A 17,375-nucleotide genomic window follows, 5' to 3' on the forward strand; every position below is an offset into this window, starting at 1 on the left:
GCACCGCTATTTCTAGTTTTGACGCTAACCCTACTTTTGGGACAGCCCCTTCGTATTATGAGGTCAACCAGATATTACTGGTTGGCCTAGATGTATGGTCATTCTATGATGGCGGTAGCCGGGAGAACGTGACAGCCCCTGGGGACAACCCGTACAAAAAAACTGTTCTCTCATTACCACCGACTAGGTTATTTGTAAATTTGTAATCTCCGTTTGCATTCTCTGGCAGAAAGGGAATCTATAACGTCAATGAGGTGCTGTGCTGTAGGTTTAACCATTTCAAAATCAACGGTATCTAAAGTATCTTTTGGGGTATGTGTATATTGTAATGCACCATCAAAAAAATCTGATGACGTTACAACCATACAAGGTATTCCGCGAAAGATAAACGGGGTATGATCCCCGGCATACCACTCTTTACCTTTTGTAATTTTAGGGTTGTTGGCAATCAGACTATTGGTTAATCTTACGATAGGTTTACTTAAATTATGGAATGAAATAGCCGTTTCTGAACCTTTGTGACACGGGGAATCTATATTTATCATGAGCGCAATCTTTTTACTTTCACTATCAAGCAGTTTTAGATACTCCAATTCCCCGTTAGCACCATAAAATTCTTCACTGTTAAACGGGACAATATCTATATCATACACCGAGGAATTTAAAGATTGTGCTGTTTGTAATAACACAGCGACCCCTGCTGCATTATCAAGCGCGCCCGGCGTGTTATATTTTGTATCCATGTGCGCACCAATTATAATTTTTCCCGCTGACTTTTTTGCCTTTTTTGATGCAACAATTTGACGGCTTTTGGCCTCCGTTTTGTATGAATCGATTACTAAACTTACGGGTATACCCAAATGAGCCAACCTGTCTATCTGTTTTAAATACCCTTTCCCTATGTTACCAGACGGAATCAGGAAATTCCCATCTTCAAAAAGCGGAAAAGGATTTTGCCCATTCAACGAATTCTTTCCCGTAACGGCGATAATGGCTTTAGGCTGTTTCTTTTCAAGAAGTGAGATAATTTTCTTATGTTCATCAGGATAGTAAAAGGGATAATTTTTCGGTTGTAATGGGGTTCGGGTCATATCTTCTGCCAACACCAGGATGGCGTCCTTACAGTTAATATTTTCTAGCTGCTCTAATGTTTTTACAATATTTAACTTGCCGCTTCCGTTAAATGGCTCTGAAAAAGGGCTTGGCTCAATTGCAATACTTTGATTATCGATTTTGATAGCAGAAGCCCCGCTATTCCAAACCATACAATCAAATGGTAACGAATGTATGGAATAACCCAGATCGTATAGATATTTCTCAACGGTTTTTACCAATTCCGTGTTTGTTTTTGTTCCAACAGGACGTTCTTTGGACAGCAGTTTTAAGAAATCCACCATTCGATAATCCTCCTAAATCTCAAAATAAAGGTAAAGAATAGCACACCCACCCTCTATCAAAAACCATAGCATTAGAGCGAGGGGGTGGTGTGCATATGTAAGGTTGGTTTTATAAAGTTGTCAGCTCGTCAAAAATTGAAGGGATGGCTTGTGCCGCTTTCTCCAGACGTACTAGCTCATGAAGCCACTGATCGCCAACGGAAACAAGTTCTTCATGTTTTGGATTGTTTAAAGCCGATATCATTTCATTCGTATGTCCATTCTCATACATAGCAAGACTACGTTGAATTGCGGCGATACTAAATCCGGCTTGTATCAACATATATATGATGCTTATTCTATTCAAATCGGTGCTTGAATAAAGCCGCTCGCCTTTTTCTCCTTCTCCGACAGAAAGAATTAGCCTATTTCGCTCCCAATTTCTCACTGCCTCAATCGTAATACCAAAATAGTCGGCTACTTCTTTACGTGATAGGTAGTTAATATCGGTCGAGAGTTTTTGAGGGTTTACCGTATTAACCCATCGATTTAATATTGAGGTTGTTTTTCGGGCAATTTCGATTTCCTGCTCGATAATTTGTATATATCGTTCTGCGTTTTGCCTACCAATGTTCCATTCTTGTTTTGCTGATGCCCACATAATCTCATTTCCAGCATTTCTTATATTTTTATTGGTAAAGGGATAGCCAAAAATGCACCGACATATCCTTATTTGCAATACATGCAACTCGGTAAATGCGCGATAATTATTAGTTGCCCTTTCTGGCGTAGATATATAACCTAGACGCTCGTAGAGCCGTATGGTATTTGGGTGGATATGATACATTTTGGCTAATTCAGTTGGCGTGTATATATTCATGCAAACCTCCATTTTAACAAGGTGAGTAATTATTTCTGATTTATATATAGGAATTACGACCTTTCGTCCAGCTCATGGTAAACTGATATGACTCAATAGTATAGAATTTCATGTTCTATTTATCTATTAAAAAGTATAGAGATAACTACCAGTGAACCTTCCTGTGATATAATGTCGATAGATTACTATATTTGTCAGGAGTGCGCGTTTCATGGATCTAAGTGTTTTAATCTTAAATTACAATACATGCCGTTTGACGCTTGACTGTCTACAGTCGGTATTGGATTCGGATACGACTTATCATTACGAGATTATTGTCGTAGATAATGCATCTTCTGATAACTCGGTAGAGGTAATTGCTGCTGAGTTTCCTGATGTGCACTTGATTGCCAACAAAGAGAATACCGGGTTTGCCAAGGCGAATAATCAGGCGATGGCTGTGGCGCGTGGTCGCTATGTTTTGCTGCTTAACTCGGACACGATTGTACAGCGGGATACTTTTCAGACGATGATTTCATATATGGATGCCCATAAAGAACTGGGGGCGGCGGGTTGTAAAGTAATTCTGCCGGACGGTTCGCTCGATAAGGCATGCAGACGAGGGTTTCCTACACCATCGGCATCTTTTTACTATGCTTTTGGGTTCTCTAAACTGTTCCCGAATCATCCGCGTTTTAATCAATATCAGCTAGGGTATATGGACCCCAATGAGACATATCCGATCGATTGTTTGGTCGGCGCTTTTATGATGGTTCGGCAGGAGACGATCCAGCAAATAGGCGGATTGGATGAGACGTTTTTTATGTATGGCGAAGATGTGGATTGGTGTTATCGAATAAAGCAGGCAGGATGGGGAATTCATTATCATCCAGCTACATATATAGTTCACTATAAAGGAGCCAGCAGCCGCAGGAAGCCATTGAAAATTATTTATGAGTTTCATAGGGCGATGTGGGTGTTCCATCGAAAGCATTACAAAGCACAATATTCCTGGTTAACGAACGCAGCAGTCTTCAGTGGAATTGCTCTAAAGTTTACTTTAACTCTTGTGCAGAACAAACTGGTTCCACGCAGAGGAACAGGAAGCAACACCCCTATTCCAGCAAGCAATAAGCAGGCTGAGTCCAATCTGGAGGTAAGACAATGATTCGCAAAAATCAACGTTTTTTAACGCAACTTTATATTTTGGCTGATTTTGCGTTTATCCAAATCTCTTTCCTGCTAGCTTGGTGGGTTAAATTTGAGAGTGGATGGATTCCGAAGGAATCAGCGCTGCCGGTAGAAATATATGCATTCTGGAGCATAGTTTATGGTGTTATTGCTATTTTTACAGGTGTTCTGATCACTATATATTCTCCTAAGCGTAAAAAACGGTTTTCCGATGAAGTATTCAAAATCTTTGAGATTCATGGGATAAGCCTGTTCGTGCTGCTCAGCTTAATGTTTTTTGTTAAGCAGGTAGATATTTCACGGTACTACTTGGCACTGTATATGATCTTTAACGTATTTTCCATCCTGTTATATCGCTATTTTGTCAAAAGATCTCTCAAGCATTTCCGAAAAAAAGGCTTCAACAAGCAGTTTGTGCTCATTATTGGTGCTGGATCGCTTGGTTGTAAATTCTACGACAATTTGAAATTGTACCCTGAACTGGGTTATGAAATTGTTGGTTTTTTGGACGACAATCGTGTGTGGGACCCTGCGGAAAAGGTGAGATACAAGCCTATATTGGGTACGGTGAACCAACTGGAGGAGATTCTGGAGAGCAAGCTCATTGACGAGGTTGTTCTCGCTCTGCCGCTAGATGCTCATCCCAAATTTGCTAAAATCGTAGCGATATGCGAAAAGACTGGAGTTCGCACGTTGATTATTCCGGACTTTTTCGACTATTTGCCTGCGCGCCCTTACTTTGACAATTTTGCCGGTATGCCTATGATCAATGTGAGAGATATACCGCTGGATCTGGCAGGAAATAAGTTAATCAAGCGTGTGTTTGATATTGTATTCGCTTTGTTCGCTATTATTATTACGTCTCCGATTATGTTATTAGTTGTACTCGGTGTGAAGCTGACTTCACCTGGACCTATTATTTTCAAGCAGGAACGTGTAGGTCTCAATCGTCGTACATTCCAAATGTATAAGTTCAGATCCATGCGAATATTGCCTGAGGGTACAATTGATACTGGCTGGACTACGGAAAATGATCCCCGTCGCACTAAATTTGGTACATTCCTTCGAAAAACGAGCCTGGACGAACTGCCCCAATTTTTTAATGTGCTGGCGGGACATATGAGTGTAGTGGGTCCAAGGCCGGAACGTCCATATTTTGTTGAACAATTTCGTGAAGGAATTCCTAAATATATGGTGAAGCATCACGTTCGTCCAGGGATTACCGGATACGCTCAAGCCAATGGACTTCGTGGCGATACATCAATTGAGGATCGGATTGAGCACGACATTTTCTATATTGAGAACTGGTCGATACTTCTGGATATGAAAATTATATTGAAGACCATTGTGAACGGATTTATTAATAAAAACGCGTATTAACAAAGTGTTCCCATCAGATGCGAACGTTGACAGTACACTAACAGTAACTTAGACTAGAAGTGCGAGTTCAAATATATCGTGATACCTATATGATTTAACAAGATCGGGGCGACAGATTGCCCCGTTTTTCGTGACTGGAAAGGTATTTTTAATTAGATGTCTTAACATCTCAAGTGCATGGGGGAATCTTCTTTGAAGCGAATGATAGAGGGCTGGCATCACGTATTCAAGCTCGATCCGGATCGTGAAATTGGGGACGCGGAGCTGGAAGCGGTCTGCACATCCGGGACGGATGCTATTATGGTTGGAGGCTCCAGCGGTGTTACGTATGACAATACGGCAGAGTTGTTATCTCGCGTACGTCAGTATGAATTGCCCTGTGTACTTGAGGTTTCTGATTTAGAAGCTGTTGTGCCGGGATTTGATCTATATATGATTCCAATGGTGCTGAATGCAGGCAGTCCGGAATGGATGATCGGACACCATGCACAGGCGGCCCGGCAATACGGATATATGATTCCGTGGGATATGCTAGTTCCAGAGGGATACGTTGTGTTAAATCCAGACAGTACAGTTGCAAAAATTACCGGGTCTAATGTTAATTTGAGCTCTGCCGAGGTAGCAGGGTACGCGTTGATTGCGGATCGATTGCTTAATCTCCCGATCGTATATATCGAATATAGCGGAAAGCTTGGCGATCTGGAGCTTGTCAAAGAGGTGCAAAGAACGCTTGGACATTCCAGGTTGTTCTATGGTGGCGGGATTATGGACGCTGAATCTGCCCGTAGGGCTGCTGCAGTTTGTGACACGGTAGTTGTTGGCAATGTGGTGTACAGTGATCTGCAGGGCGCTCTCGATACCGTACGTGTAGTTAAGGGACTCACTTGAAAATGAACTCCTAGGCGCGGGGGCGCTGGTAAATTGTACTTTGATATTGAGGAAAAAACGTACCTTTTTAGCTGATTTCACTATAACGCAGATATAAGGGAAATAATTACTTTTAATTTCTCCAAAGCCGCAGAAAAGTTGCATGTGCAGGGATTTACGCGGCAAATTGCTGATCTGGGGAGAATGAGCGGAATGAGCGTCAAAAAACAGGCTAGTACCATCTTCCTGCGCAGAGTAGATGAGTTAATTTCTCTTATTTTCACATACACAGTCATTTAGAAAGGAGCATTTCTATGCAACCTGTTAACATACAAGAGGCCGTTGCACGCCTCAATCCGCAGCAGCGTCAGGCTGTTGAAGCGACTGAAGGGCCGCTGCTTATTATGGCGGGAGCGGGAAGTGGGAAGACGCGCGTGCTCACGCACCGCATCGCTTACCTTATTGCTACACGCAAGGCACCACCGTGGGCAATTCTGGCGATTACGTTTACGAATAAAGCAGCAAGGGAGATGCAGGACAGGGTATCCCGGCTCGTTGGTGGAGCAGAAGGCAGAGATATTTGGGTATCCACATTTCACTCTATGTGCGTGCGCATTCTACGGCGGGAAATTGAGCGGATCGGCTTTTCCTCTAATTTCTCGATTTTGGATTCCACGGATCAGCTCTCCGTTATTCGGAATTGTATGAAGGAACTGAACATCGATACGAAGAAATTTGAGCCTAAAGCAGTCCAGGCTATGATTAGCACAGCAAAAAATGAACTGATTACTCCAAAGCAGTATGAGCAGAAGATTGGGGACTATTTTGAGGGAATCGTTGCAAAGGTATATCCAATGTATCAAAAACGCCTGCGCAGCAACAATTCTCTGGATTTCGACGATCTCATTATGAAGACGATAGAATTGTTCAAAGAAGTCCCTGAAGTGCTCGATTTCTACCAAAAGAAGTTCCAATACATTCATGTGGATGAATATCAGGATACGAACCATGCGCAGTATATGCTCTGCCGCATGCTAGCGGACAAGCATCATCGAATATGTGTCGTTGGTGACAGCGACCAGTCGATTTACCGTTGGCGCGGGGCTGATATCAGCAACATTCTTAACTTTGAGAAGGACTATCCTGAAGCAAGAACGATTTTGCTTGAGCAGAACTACCGTTCTACATCGACGATTTTGGACGCAGCAAATGAAGTGATTGGTCTTAATACAGGCCGAAAGCCGAAAAAACTGTGGACGGACAAGGGTGACGGGGATAAGATCAAGGTTTATTACGCTGACTCCGAGCATGATGAGGGGTATTTTGTTACTACTGAAATTCATAAGGATATCAAGCAGGGGAGATCATACCATGATCACGCTATATTGTATCGTACGAATGCTCAGTCGCGGGTAATCGAGGAAATCCTTATTAAATCGGATATCCCTTACCAGATCGTAGGGGGCATCAAGTTCTATGACCGTAAAGAAATTAAGGATGTGCTTGCGTATTTGCGTCTGCTATCCAATCCTGATGATGATATCAGCTTAAGGCGTGTCATTAACGTTCCGAAACGCGGGATCGGCGATACTACCGTGGCTAAACTTGCGGATGCTGCTGGTCAGCGAGGAACTTCTATTTATCGGGTGCTTGAAACCGTAGATGACTTGGGGCTGTCGGGTCGTACGAGAAATGCGCTTGTCGAGTTTTTCGATATGATCGCTGCGCTGCATCAAATGGTTGATTATTTGTCTGTTACTGAGCTTACAGAGCAAATATTGGAGAAAAGCGAGTACCGTCTTGAGCTGCAAAATGAAAACACATTAGAATCCCGTTCCCGCCTTGAAAATATTGATGAGTTTCTGTCCGTAACGATGGAATTTGAGAATAATAATGAAGATAAATCATTAGTTTCTTTTCTTACGGATCTGGCGTTGATCGCAGACATTGATTCGATGAACGATGATGCATCTGACGCACAGGCCGGGGATGCAGTCGTACTAATGACTATGCATAGCGCAAAAGGATTGGAGTTCCCGGTTGTTTTCATTGTCGGAATGGAAGAGGGAGTGTTCCCGCACAGTCGTGTTTTTCTGGATAATGAAGAGCTGGAGGAAGAGAGACGTCTTGCTTACGTCGGAATTACGCGAGCTGAGGAGAAGCTGTTCCTCTCCTGTGCACAGATGCGTACCTTGTTTGGGCGAACTACAGCGAATCCACCGTCTCGTTTCCTGAATGAAATTCCGGATAACCTAAAAGAAGAAACGAATGTTCCGCAGGACCGTTACCGTCGAGGAGCAGGAAACGGCGGAGCATATAGCGGTCGGGGCTTTGGCAGCACTGGCGGAAGCAATTTCGGCCATCGCGGAACGCCTGAAGCTGGAGCTGGCCGCCCGAGCGGCGGAGTAGCTGGTACACGCGGCCCTGCGAGCACGGCTGGAAGCCGCAATAGCGGAGTTACCATGACAGTAGGCGCACCTGGAGCGTCAGCTGCTAAACCCGCAGGTGGTAACTCAGATGGATTCAATGCCGGGGATAAAGTATCACACGGTAAGTGGGGTACAGGAACGATTGTTGCAATCAAAGGGACGGGCAACGATACGGAGCTGCAGATTGCTTTTCCAGCCCCGGTCGGTGTAAAGCGTCTCCTTTCCAGCTTTGCTCCAATTACGAAGGTAACTGAATAATTAATCAAGTGAACTGTGCACGAAAACAATAAGGAGGGTCGTCCCTGCATGGATGCTATGCAAAGACTGGAAGGGCTCGTTGAGCAACTGAATCAATATAGCTATCACTACTATACTTTGGATCAGCCGCTGGTTAGTGACAAAGAGTACGATCTGCTTTACGATGAGCTGGTAGCACTGGAGGCGGAGACAGGGATAACACTCCCGGCTTCACCTACTGGGAGAGTTGGTGGAGAATTGCTGAAGGGTTTTACTCCACATCGTCATCTCTCTCCTCTATGGAGTCTGGACAAAGCGCAGAATGAGGATCAGCTTCAAAGCTGGAACAATCGTGCGATTAAATTGATCGCAGACTATAACAGTAAAAATCCGGATACACCTCTTCCTTCACCAAGCTATGTGGTCGAGCTCAAATTTGATGGACTGACTCTCAATCTGACTTATACCGACGGTAAGCTCGTGCAGGCATCTACACGCGGAAATGGTGCTGTGGGGGAGGGTATACTTGCCCAGGTAAAGACGATTAAATCGGTACCTTTAACAATCCCGTATCACAACGGAACGATAGAAGTGCAAGGCGAAGGGATCATGAATTTGTCAGTCCTCGCTAAATATAACGAGACTGCGCTTGAACCGCTCAAAAATGCACGAAACGCAGCTGCCGGAGCATTGCGCAATTTGAATCCGCGTACGACAGCGGAAAGAAAGCTGAGCGCTTTTTTCTACAATGTAGGTTATTCCGACGGCATTCAGTATAGTGATCATCGTGAAATGATGGCCTTCCTTAAAGATAATCGTTTCAAGGTAAATCCATATATTTCTTACCACGACAGCTTTGATCATGTGGTGCAAGAGCTGAGGTTGATTGAGGAGCGCAGACCGTCTCTGGATTATTTGATTGATGGAGCTGTTATTAAAATTACTGATATGCGCACTCGCGAGGTGTTGGGATATACCGATAAATTTCCGCGTTGGGCGGTTGCTTTTAAATTTGAGGCAGAGGAAACGACTACGATTCTCGAATCGGTCTCATGGAATGTAGGACGTACCGGTAAAATCACACCTCTTGCCAAGGTTGAAGCAGTTGAGCTGGCGGGCGTTACGGTCCAGAATTGTACGCTTAACAATGTCGGCGACATTGAACGCAAAAACTTAAAGTTTGCTTTAGGCACTCGTGTGTTCATTCGTCGTTCCAACGATGTGATTCCTGAAATTCTCGGCAAAGTGACAGAGGAGCAGGATGGCGAAGAAATTGTATATCCTGTAGTTTGTCCTGCTTGTGGTTCGCAGCTTGAACAGCGTGGAGCACATTTATTCTGCAACAACCGACTGGATTGCAAGCCGCAAATTGTTGCAAGAATTACACACTTTGCCTCACGTGATGCAATGGATATCGAGACATTCAGTGAGAAGACAGCTGAGCAATTACATGATGAGCTGCATATTCATGAACCTGCTGATTTATATACATTGAACTTCGATGATCTGATCAAGCTGGATCGCTTCGGTGAGAAAAAAGCGAACAATTTACTTCAAGCTATCGAGGACAGTAAGAGTCGTGATCTGGGTTCCTTCCTGTTTGCTTTAGGCATACCGAATACGGGGAAATCGACTACCAAAGTGCTTGCTGATCATTTTTGCGATTTGTCCGCAGTGATGTCAGCGACGATTGAGGAATTAACTGTCCTGCCGGATATCGGCGGTATTGTAGCAGAGAGCATCGTATCTTATTTTGCTGATCCTGATATGCAGGCTGGAATTCAGAAGATGCTGGCGCTGGGTGTTGAGGCCAAAGCACCTGAGAAATCAGCAGGACCGATTGCAGATTCTTTCTTTACAGGCAAAACTGTTGTCCTAACAGGTACTCTTCATCAGCTTGGACGGGACGAGGCTGCTAAACGTCTGGAAGCGCTAGGAGCAAAGGTAACAGGAAGCGTATCGAAAAAGACGGATCTTGTTATAGCAGGAGAAAAAGCAGGCAGCAAGCTAACGAAGGCAGTAGAGCTAGGCATTCCTGTCATTGAAGATGAGGATGAATTTATCCGGTTGTTGAACGGAGAGAAAGAATAGACTGCACAACAGAGATCCATCCCCGGGATAAGCTCGAATTGAGCTGTAACTCCCGGGGATTATTTATGTCTGATGAAAACCAGGTAATGACCCGATCCCCGCTGATAAGTGCCCTTTCTGCACAGCTTATACACTTAGATACCCACATATTCAGTGATTTCCAAGCTGATTATAGGATTATCCACAGCATGATCACTGGATTTTACCTTGCCAAAAAAATATCCACAGTGGATAACTCCACAATATCCATTTTAATAAATGATTATTTAGTAAAATATGAAACTATTTTCTATACCGATACGTTCTACTCAATGAGAGATTATTAAAAAAGTTTAATTTGGAGGTTGCGATGAGAAGAAAAGGACTACATAAGCTGGCGTTACTAACGTTATGCAGTGGCTTGCTACTGGCTGGTTGTACTGGCGGGCCTGCTAAAAAAGTGGAGCAACAATCTAGTATTAAGGTAATGTATCATGATGAAAGCTATTTTTTCCAACAGTATGGCGATTTGTTTACGATGAAGCATCCGAATATTAACATTGAGGTAGTAAGCACACAAGGCCTCTATAGATCTGGTAACGGGGAAACGGATTACGAGAAGGCATTTAAGGAATTGGTAGAAAAGGAGCAGCCTGATGTCTTGATGCTCAATACAGGTAATTTTGAGACATTTGCGTCGGAAGGAAAATTACAGGAAATAGACACATTGATTGGGCGGGATAAGTACGACACAGAGACAATTTATCCTGGTCTGCTTGATTTGTTAAAGGAGAAGGGGGAGGGTAAGCTCTATGGTTTATCGCCTTCATTTTACGGCACTGTCATTTATTACAACGCGGATTTGTTTGAAAAATACGGTGTTGAAATTCCGCATGATGGTATGACTTGGCAGGAAATTATGGATACGGCGCGTCGTTTCCCGACAGAGGGGGATGAGAAGACCCGTGTTTATGGGTATGGGAATCAATATGGTGGGATGACTCTTGACAATCTGGCCTCCCAGATATCAAGAACACAAGGGCTACAATTAATTAATGCGGATACTATGAAATTGACGCTTAATACGGATTCATGGAAACAGGTCTACAAGCTCGCTTTGGACGGTATTGAATCAAATGCGATATACAATCCGAAGAGCGGTTTCACAGGTGGCACAATGGAAGAGTATTATCAAAGCCAGCCATTCTTAATGGGGCGGATGGCTATGACGGTGGAAAGCTCATACTTGCTTCAAAACATGAAAGAAGCTAAAAATTCTATTAAAGATTATAAGCCGTTCAAAATCGGTATGGCTGCAGGTCCGGTTGACCCGGCATTACCTGATAAGACTCGTGATCTTTATTTTAACGAGGTTTTCTCGATACGCGCAAATTCACCAAATGTAGATGCGGCATGGGAGTTTATTAAGTTCATTAACGGTGAAGAATATGCCAAGGTTAAATCAAGAACGATGAACAACGGCCTATTGTCCCGTATGGGTTTCTCCAAGGAGTTTGACGGACAAAGCCTGGACGTATTCTATAAGCTGAAACCTGTTGCGGATGATAGTAATCGCAATATGGATAAGATTCCATCTGATTTTTACGCCCAATATCAGCCAATCGTTGATCGGGAGCTTGGACTTGTTAAGGATAAGAGCAAATCATTGGATGAGGCATTGAAGACCATTCAGGACGAGGCTCAAGTGGCTTTGGATAAAGCAGTGAAGGATCAGGCTGAGAAGAAACAAAAAGGGGATAGCGGCGAAGAAAGTGCTGGCAGTTCTAATCAGGACGGAGCAAGTGCCGAGGTGATAACAATCACGAAATAAGTCAAGGGTTAATCTGCGTATGAACACGCGTGGGTTAACCCTTTTTTTATGTAAATTTTATAATATAGATCCTTCAATTTTAGTGTATTTACATTACATGGAATAAAAGTTTTAAATATCAATATAATCCTGCAACATTTATGTTAACGTAATCGTTATAGTAGATGGAAATTAAAAATATTAATTTGGAGGGTCAGGATGAAAAGTAGAATGTTACATAAGGTGCTCATGTTAGTCGTGTGTTGCCTGTTGGTAGCAGGCTGTACTACATCTAAGTCCAAGACAGAAGAGCAGGCAAACATCAAGTCCAGCATCAAGGTGATGTTTTTTGATCAGGGGTATTTCTTTCAACAATACGGTGACTTATTTACAGTGAATTTTCCGAATATCGACATTCAGGTAGTGAGCACCCAATCGCTTTATAATCAAGGCGGCGGCACTGATTACAATAAGGCAATGCAAGAATTGATTGATAAGGAACAGCCTGACGTTCTGATGCTTAACACAGATACTTACGAGAAATATGCTGCAGATGGTAAAGTCCAAGAATTAGATTCATTAATTAACCGGGATAAATACAATATCGAAAATATCTATCCCGCTTTAATTGAGCTTCTGAAGGAAAAAGGTGCTGGGAAGCTGTATGGCTTGAGCCCTTCCTTTAGCAGCAATGCGGTCTATTATAATGCAGATTTGTTCAAGAAATATGGTGTTGAAATTCCTCATGACGGCATTACATGGCAGGAAATATTCGATTTGGCGAAGAGATTCCCTACGGAAGGGGATGAGGACACTAGAATTTACGGATATGCAGCGCAATACAATATGTCGCTTAATAGCATGGTGCAAACCATTGCTAACACTCAAGGCTTAACTGACATAAATCTTGATACGTTGAAAGTAACAGTAAATACTGAATCGTGGAAAAAGGTATACCAGCTTGCTTTAGATGCTATGGATTCAAAAATCATCTATAATCCTAAACCAAGTGACGGCGCGATTATGATGGAGGATTATTTTAAGCAGCAGTTATTCATTATGGGAAGAGCTGCTATAACGACGAGTGGGTCGTATATGCTGCAAAGCATGCAGCAAGCCAAGACGGCTATTCCGGAATACAAGCCTTTTGAACTTGGAATCGTTGCAGGCCCTGTTGATTCAGCTGAACCGGATGCTACCCGGGATATTTACTTTAACGAGATATTCGCGATTAATGCAAAATCTCCGAACGTAGATGCAGCATGGGAATTCATTAAATTTATCAACGGGGAAGATTATGCAAAAGTCAAGTCCAAAACGATGAACAACGGACTACTGTCGCGTATGGGCTACTCCACTGAATTTGATGGCATTAGTCTGGATGTGTTCTATAAGCTGAAACCAAAATTGGATCAGAAATACTATACGCGTGCAGAGAAAATACCTACCAATTTCTATGAGCAATACAATCCGATCGTTGAACGTGAAACAGGTCTGGTTCAAGAGAAGAAGAAGTCTCTGGATGACGCTTTGAAGACGATAGAAGAGGAAGGGCAGGTAGTATTGGATAAGGCGATTAAGGAGAAAGAAGAGAATAAGGCCAAGGATGCTACCGAAACTACTGCTGAATAAGCCTTATAGATAAACGAAAGTGTCCGCTGGCGTTTATGTGCAATTATAATATGAGGTTAATCCCGCGATATTATCGTCGGATTAACCTCTTTTATTAGAGAAGAATGGAGGTAACGTATGTTGCGAGAATTTGGGATAATGATGTCCAGATTGGTTTTAGTAAGTTCGTTATTATCGTTAACATGGACTTTGACGGGGTGTACCAATCAAGAGAATAGTGTGAATAAATCTAAAACCACCTTAAAAGTCATGTACTACTGGGATAAGGAGTCTCTGTATCGCCAATATGGGAATTTATTTGTAATGGATCACCCTGATATTGAACTTGAAGTTGTCAGTACAGCATTACTATACAAAAATGGGGTAACAGATAAAATAATCGAGGATTTTATAGCAAAAGAAAAGCCGGATGTTATTTTTTTGGGTACTGAGAAGTATGGATCAATGGCAAAGAATGGGGACCTTGTCGATCTGACTCCTCTAGCCGAACGGGACAATTATGACTTGGATACGATTTTTCCCGGGATGATAAGGTATTTGAAGAATGAGGGAGGCGGCAAGCTTTTTGGATTGGCTCCAAGCTTTCAAAGTGATGCGATTATATATAATGCAGATTTGTTCGAAAAGTATGGTGTTGAATTACCGCATGACGGAATGACATGGAAAGAGCTGATTGAGCTTGCGGGACGTTTTCCTACCCATGGTGAAGGTGATGCACGGATATTTGGATATAGTCAGGAAACCCCGTTAGATTTTGAATTTATGCGATTTATGATCGGAGGAACATACGGGCTGCAGCTATTGAACTCGGATACAAGGGAATTGACTGTTAATACGGATGCATGGAGAGATGTGTTCCAGCTTGCGCTTGATGCAACTGGATCTAATATATACTTGGATACGGATAAGAGTGACTTTATCAGCACTGGCGGAAATATGTATGAGAAAAAACCCTTTATAATGGGAAAAGCGGCTATGACGACTAGTGGTCCTTATATTTTTTCACAATTAAAAGATGCACAGGAAACTATAAAAGACTATAAACCCTTTAAAGTTGGTGTTGTCGCAGGGCCGGTAGACCCGGCAGAACCGGATAAGATCCGGGGGTTCTCGATGGTTAATGTCTCATCTATTTACTCTAAGGCTCAAAATAAAGAGGCTGCTTGGGAATTCGTAAAGTTTATTAACGGTGAGAAATATGCGAAAATCAAATCAAGAACATTGAACGATGGTTTATTGTCACGAATGAACGTATCCTTGCAATTTGATGGACATAGCCTAGAGGCTTTTTATAAGCTTGAGCCCAAAATGTCTAATAGTACTATAATGACAAATGTACCAGGATTCAATTATACGCAGTACTTAGAACTCCAGAATCGGGAAATCGGGCTCGTTATGGAGAAGGAAAAATCTCTAGAGGAAGCCTTGAGAACGATGCAGGAAGAAGGACAAGCTTCGATTGATCTTGCTAAAAGAAATGAAGAGCAGAAGTAGACAAGAGATCATAATGAACAAAAAAATGCAAGCCTCTGCATAACAGATTAGTTTTTGGATGTCTGATATACTCTTGGCAGCTGGTTATTTAGAAAATGGAATTGAACGGCTTTCTTGAATGGAGGATATATCATGACAAAAATGAAGTTTATGTTATATGGACTTGTATTTATATGCTTTATGGACTTGTTTGTACAGCTCCCTGTGATGGGACCGTTAGCTAAAAGCTTGGGGGCAGGCTCATTCGTAACAGGACTTGCAGTCGGACTATATTCTTTGACTAATATGTTTGGAAATCTGGCTGCAGGTATATGGATTGATCGTGTCGGTGGCAAAATCGTGCTGATTACCGGCTTTATTTGCACTGCATGCGTTCTGTTAATGTATCTGCTGGTAAACGATCCGATTTATCTTCTAATTGTACGTTTTGTGCATGGGTTGGCTGGAGGGCTGTTAGTTCCTAGCGCGTTTACGTTGATTTCCAAGTTTGCCTCCAAAGGAAGTGGCGAAGGAAAAGCGATGGCCCTGTCAGGTGCGGCTGTCGGTTTGGCTGCTATTGTTGGCCCTGCAGCTGCGGGTATTCTAAAAGCTCGCGTTGGGCTGGATTTGTTATTCCTTTATACCGCTGTATTGCTCTTTATTGGTGCGCTTATTGCTTTGATCTGGGCTCCTAGAGATGATCGATCGGATATGAAGCAAATACAACATATAAACTCTAATAAGTTAAAACAACCTGCCGAACAACAGCAGGCGAGCTTTACATCTATTTTCAATAATAAACCTGTGATTCAAAGTTATATTGGTGCTTTTTCGCTAATGTTCGCTATGGGAGCATTAACTTATGCGCTTCCGCTTAAGGCGGATCAGCTCTCCTTTCCTGATCAGACGGCGGGACTTCTACTTAGCACATTTGGGATTGTAGCCATTCTCGTATTTGTTTTACCTGTCAATAAACTGTTTGATCGTGTGCCTCCTCTTAAACTTATCTTTATAGGTGGTCTGTTCGTTGTGATTTCTTTGTTATTATTGTCTCTGCTTCGTGATAAGCTGAGTATGTATATCGTAATGGGATTTTATGGACTGGGCTTCGCGTTGTTATTCCCTTCTTTAAATGCCTTGCTTATTCGTAATGTTACTCCGGAGAATAAAGGAAAAGCCTTTGGCTTGTTTTACGCATTCTTTTCTATAGGTGTTGTGGCGGGATCGTCTGGACTTAGTGCGCTAAGCGGCTATTATGACGATGTATTGAGATTGGCGGGGGCAATAATATTCATTGCGGGAATTGGTGTGTGTATGTGGCATAAGCTCGAAAAACAGAAGAAACGTGATTATGACTATGAGAGACAAGAAACCCAATTGTAAAAATCTACATGTTGCAAAAAGTATTCATACATGGTAAATTACTTCTTGTCGCTTCGAACGATAACTTGTCGATAGCTGAAGGTAATCGAAAAAAAGAAGTTGACACAAGCGAAATTATTCGCTAAAATATATAACTGTTCGACAAAAACAAGTTCCTTGAAAACTGAACAAATGGATCACGTCAAAATGATTTACAATGAATCGTCAGATTCAAAATGAGCAAGTCAAACACCAGATGGAACACCTCTTCACCTTCGGGTAAGAGACTCCTTCCATCTCGGATGAAAAATCCTTCGGTCCCTGATCGAATGATTTGTTCATCCTTTAATGGAGAGTTTGATCCTGGCTCAGGACGAACGCTGGCGGCGTGCCTAATACATGCAAGTCGAGCGGACTTGATGGAGAGCTTGCTCTCCTGATAGTTAGCGGCGGACGGGTGAGTAACACGTAGGCAACCTGCCTGTAAGACCGGGATAACTAGCGGAAACGTTAGCTAATACCGGATAATTTATTTCATCGCATGGTGGAATAATGAAAGACGGAGCAATCTGTCACTTACGGATGGGCCTGCGGCGCATTAGCTAGTTGGTGGGGTAAAGGCCTACCAAGGCGACGATGCGTAGCCGACCTGAGAGGGTGAACGGCCACACTGGGACTGAGACACGGCC

At 42.8% G+C, this 17,375-nt stretch carries 11 protein-coding genes and 1 rRNA gene; 10 read left to right on the plus strand and 2 right to left on the minus strand.

Going from position 1 to position 17,375, the window contains the following annotated elements; all coding sequences use genetic code 11:
* Window positions 1–188: 188 nt before the first annotated feature.
* Window positions 189–1,397, minus strand: a complete 1,209-nt coding sequence (locus BLS49_RS23475; RefSeq protein WP_091236391.1) for a M28 family metallopeptidase — start codon at window positions 1,395–1,397, stop codon at window positions 189–191.
* A gap of 109 nt (window positions 1,398–1,506) precedes the next feature.
* Window positions 1,507–2,256 (minus strand): MerR family transcriptional regulator, encoded by a 750-nt coding sequence (locus BLS49_RS23480; protein ID WP_217640078.1) that lies wholly within the window; start codon window positions 2,254–2,256, stop codon window positions 1,507–1,509.
* Window positions 2,257–2,467: 211 nt separating this feature from the next.
* Between BLS49_RS23480 and BLS49_RS23485 the strand changes: the two genes are divergently transcribed.
* The 10 genes from BLS49_RS23485 to BLS49_RS23535 form a co-directional block, all read left to right on the plus strand.
* A complete protein-coding gene (locus BLS49_RS23485; RefSeq protein ID WP_091236395.1) occupies window positions 2,468–3,403 on the plus strand; it encodes a glycosyltransferase family 2 protein in 936 nt (311 codons plus the stop codon).
* Window positions 3,400–4,806 (plus strand): undecaprenyl-phosphate glucose phosphotransferase, encoded by a 1,407-nt coding sequence (locus BLS49_RS23490; RefSeq protein WP_091236397.1) that lies wholly within the window; start codon window positions 3,400–3,402, stop codon window positions 4,804–4,806. Before BLS49_RS23485 ends, BLS49_RS23490 begins: the two co-directional genes overlap by 4 nt.
* A gap of 192 nt (window positions 4,807–4,998) precedes the next feature.
* Entirely contained in the window at window positions 4,999–5,694 is a 696-nt protein-coding gene (gene pcrB, locus BLS49_RS23495) for a heptaprenylglyceryl phosphate synthase (RefSeq protein ID WP_091236399.1), read from the plus strand.
* A gap of 293 nt (window positions 5,695–5,987) precedes the next feature.
* Complete coding sequence (gene pcrA / locus BLS49_RS23500) at window positions 5,988–8,360, plus strand: DNA helicase PcrA (protein WP_091236402.1); 2,373 nt, start codon at window positions 5,988–5,990, stop codon at window positions 8,358–8,360.
* 48 nt (window positions 8,361–8,408) lie between these two features.
* Window positions 8,409–10,430, plus strand: a complete 2,022-nt coding sequence (ligA, locus tag BLS49_RS23505; RefSeq protein ID WP_091236404.1) for an NAD-dependent DNA ligase LigA — start codon at window positions 8,409–8,411, stop codon at window positions 10,428–10,430.
* A gap of 349 nt (window positions 10,431–10,779) precedes the next feature.
* The gene (locus BLS49_RS23515) at window positions 10,780–12,240 is read left to right on the plus strand and encodes an ABC transporter substrate-binding protein (RefSeq protein WP_091236408.1); all 1,461 of its coding nucleotides are present in this window, start codon (window positions 10,780–10,782) and stop codon (window positions 12,238–12,240) included.
* A 198-nt stretch (window positions 12,241–12,438) separates the two neighbouring features.
* Window positions 12,439–13,851: an ABC transporter substrate-binding protein gene (locus BLS49_RS23520; RefSeq protein WP_091236410.1), complete on the plus strand. Its 1,413-nt coding sequence runs from the start codon at window positions 12,439–12,441 to the stop codon at window positions 13,849–13,851.
* A 117-nt stretch (window positions 13,852–13,968) separates the two neighbouring features.
* Window positions 13,969–15,345 (plus strand): ABC transporter substrate-binding protein, encoded by a 1,377-nt coding sequence (locus tag BLS49_RS23525; RefSeq protein ID WP_091236412.1) that lies wholly within the window; start codon window positions 13,969–13,971, stop codon window positions 15,343–15,345.
* A gap of 132 nt (window positions 15,346–15,477) precedes the next feature.
* On the plus strand, window positions 15,478–16,707 hold the full coding sequence (locus tag BLS49_RS23530; protein ID WP_245742759.1) for an MFS transporter: 1,230 nt from the start codon (window positions 15,478–15,480) through the stop codon (window positions 16,705–16,707).
* A gap of 324 nt (window positions 16,708–17,031) precedes the next feature.
* Window positions 17,032–17,375: ribosomal RNA gene (locus tag BLS49_RS23535) — 16S ribosomal RNA — on the plus strand; the annotation flags it as partial.

Source organism: Fontibacillus panacisegetis (assembly GCF_900102215.1).
Lineage (GTDB): Bacteria > Bacillota > Bacilli > Paenibacillales > Paenibacillaceae > Fontibacillus > Fontibacillus panacisegetis.